Source organism: Micrococcus sp. HG099 (assembly GCF_024723355.1).
Lineage (GTDB): Bacteria > Actinomycetota > Actinomycetes > Actinomycetales > Micrococcaceae > Micrococcus > Micrococcus endophyticus.
On sequence record NZ_JANQCJ010000192.1, the window covers coordinates 1 to 2821 of the forward strand.

At 74.5% G+C, this 2821-nt stretch carries 2 protein-coding genes; both read right to left on the reverse strand.

The window, feature by feature from the left end:
* Positions 1 to 46: 46 nt before the first annotated feature.
* A complete protein-coding gene (locus tag NWP10_RS11355; protein WP_158494645.1) occupies positions 47 to 1453 on the reverse strand; it encodes a GNAT family N-acetyltransferase in 1407 nt (468 codons plus the stop codon).
* A partial coding sequence (locus NWP10_RS11360; protein WP_258300980.1) for a DNA polymerase occupies positions 1437 to 2821 on the reverse strand: 1385 nt, incomplete at its 5' end. The genes NWP10_RS11355 and NWP10_RS11360, both read right to left, overlap by 17 nt.

The following is a 2821-nucleotide window of genomic DNA, read 5'->3' on the forward strand; positions in this document are numbered from 1 at the left end:
GGATTGATGCTCATCGGGTCCTCGGGGTCCTTCGGGCGGGGCGGGCTCAGAAGCCGGTCAGCGAGTAGGGCGGGCGCGCCTGCCGCAGCAGGGTGTCCAGGTCGGCGGCGGCGCCAGGGCGGTGCGCCAGGAGGATGCCGGCCTCGCGCATCATCTCCGCCTTGACCCCGCCGAGCAGCACGGAGCCCAGCTCGGCGACGTCGAGGGTGAGCTCTGCCGCGTCCTGCGGCGCGGGCCGGACCCGCCCGACGCCGTCGGCCGCGGCGATCTCCCAGGTGCCGGCGGCATAGCCCAGGTCGTCCTCCACGGTCACCGTGACGGCGCCCTCGTGCAGGTAGGGGCGCGCCTCGAAGCACGCGGCCACGTCGAGCACCCGGTGCCACAGGTGGTGGTGGACGCCGCGGGTGTAGATGCGGGACTCGTCCAGCACGAGGAACTCGAGCAGGCGGTCGGCGGCGACCGCCGGCAGGCGCAGGCGCACCACGAGGTCCAGGTTGCCCAGGAACTCCAGCAGCGCCCGGTGCGCCTCGGGGGTGGCGGCCCACAGGGCCACCACGGTGGCGGTCACGGGGTCGTCGGCGACCAGCTCGGCCGTGGAGCCGGTCACCCGGTACACGGCCACGCCGAGGTCCTCGCCGTCCGGCGCGGAGTACACCACGGCCCGCAGGCCCTGGGGCCGGCCCTCCCCCACGCGCGGGTCCCGGTCCGTCTCGCGGGCCGCGTGGAAGCGGATGCGCTCCACCGAGCCGGCCTGCGCCTCGAAGGCCCGGCGCCACAGGCCGTCGATCAGCGCGCCGGAGGCGGTCGGCTCGACGAACCGGAACGAGCCGTCCGGGCGGCGTCCGCGCAGCTGCACCCCGCGGGTCACGTCCAGCCACACGGAGCGGTGGTAGGTGGAGACCCCGAAGCCGAAGCGCCGGTAGAGGGTGGCCTCGGTGGCCGTGAGCAGGGCGATCGGCACCCGGGCGGCGTGGGCGCGGCGCAGCGACTCGGTCATCATGGCGCGCAGGATCCCGCGGCGCCGGTGCGTGGGCGAGACCGTCACCTCGGTGAGGCACCAGGCCGGCAGCATCCGCCCGTCCCCCACGTTGAGGTCCTTCGTGAAGTCCACCAGGGTGCCCACCGGGTCCGTGGCGGCCGGGTCCGCGCCCTGCGGGTACACCCCGCTGAGGCGGCGGCGGTCCCCCTGCTCCACGCCGATGAACCGGTCCGCGAGCGCGAAGTCTGGGTCGCCGACCTCGTGGAAGTTGCGCTGCAGCACGGCCGTGTGGCGGCGCACGGCGGGCGCGTCGGCCCAGCGGCGGGCGTGGTCGAAGGGGGCGTCGGGGTCGGCGTCGCCGGTCTCCCACGGGGAGGGCACCCGCAGCAGCTCGAGGCCGTGGGCCGCGAGCGCCTCCGCGGTGGCGGGGGCGGGGTCGAGCCAGGCGTCGGGGGCGTCAGTGCGCGGCGTCATGCCAGCTCCTCCCCTGCCCGACGTGCACGTCCAGCGGCACGGCGAGCTCCGCGGCGCGGCCCATGCGCTCCTGCAGCAGGGCGGTGGCCTGCTCGAGCTCGGCCGCGGGAACCTCGAGGATGAGCTCGTCGTGCACCTGCAGCAGCAGCCGCGAGGCCATGCCGTGCTCGGCGAGGCCGGCCTGCACGTCGAGCATGGCGCGCTTGATGATGTCCGCGGCGGAGCCCTGGATGGGGGCGTTGAGGGCGGCGCGCTCGGCCATGTCCCGCAGCTGCCGGTTGTCCGAGCTGAGGTCCGGCAGGTAGCGGCGGCGTCCCTCGATGGTGGAGGTGTAGCCGTCCCGGCGGGCCTGGGCGACGACGTCGCGCAGGTAGTCCCGCACCCCGCCGAAGCGGTCGAAGTACCCCTTCATGAGGCCGCGGGCCTCGTCCACGGAGATCTTCAGCTGCTTGGACAGGCCGAAGGAGCTCAGTCCGTACGCCAGGCCGTAGCTCATGGCCTTGACCTTGGCGCGCTGCTCGGAGCTGACCTCGTCCGGGGCCACGCCGAACACCTGGGAGCCCACAAAGGAGTGCAGGTCCTCCCCCTCGCGGAACGCCTGGATCAGGCCCTCGTCCTCGGAGAGGTGGGCCATGATGCGCATCTCGATCTGCGAGTAGTCGGCGGAGAGCAGGACGGCGTCCTCGCCGGCGACCCGGTCGGCCACGAACACCTCGCGGATGCGGCGGCCGGCCTCGGTGCGCACGGGGATGTTCTGCAGGTTGGGGTGCAGGGAGGACAGGCGCCCGGTCGCGGCGGCGGTCTGCGAGTAGGTGGTGTGGATGCGCCCGTCCGGGGCCACGGTCTCGAGCAGGCCTTCGACGGTCTGGCGCAGCTTCGTGGCGTCCCGATGGCGCATGAGGTTCTCGAGGAACGGGTGGCGGGTCTGCTCGAGCAGGTCCTGCAACGAGTCGACGTCGGTGGACCAGCCGGTCTTCGTCTTGCGGGTGCGCGGCATGTCCAGGTGCTCGAACAGCACCTCCTGCAGCTGCTTGGGCGAGCCGAGGTTGACCTTCATCCCCCCGGTCTCCTCCGCCACGGAGGCCCAGGCGGACTCCTGGGCGGCGGCGGCCGCCTCGGAGAAGTCGGCGCGCAGGGTCTCGAGCGCCTGGGCGTCCACGGCGATGCCGGTGAGCTCCATGCGGGCCAGCAGGCGGGCCAGCGGGATCTCGAGCTCCTGGAGCAGGCGCTGGGCGCCGCGCTCGAGGACCTGCGGGGTGAACAGGACGGAGAGGCGGCGGACGACCCAGGCCGCGCGGACGGCGTCGGCGGCCCGGGCGGCGCGCTCGGCGGCGGCCGCGCCGCCGTCGAGGTCGAAGGCCCCCTGCG

Bases quoted from the DNA above. Each gene is read 5' to 3' on its own strand.
- NWP10_RS11355 (WP_158494645.1), bottom strand. From the start codon at position 1,453: ATGACGCCGCGCACTGACGCCCCCGACGCCTGGCTCGACCCCGCCCCC.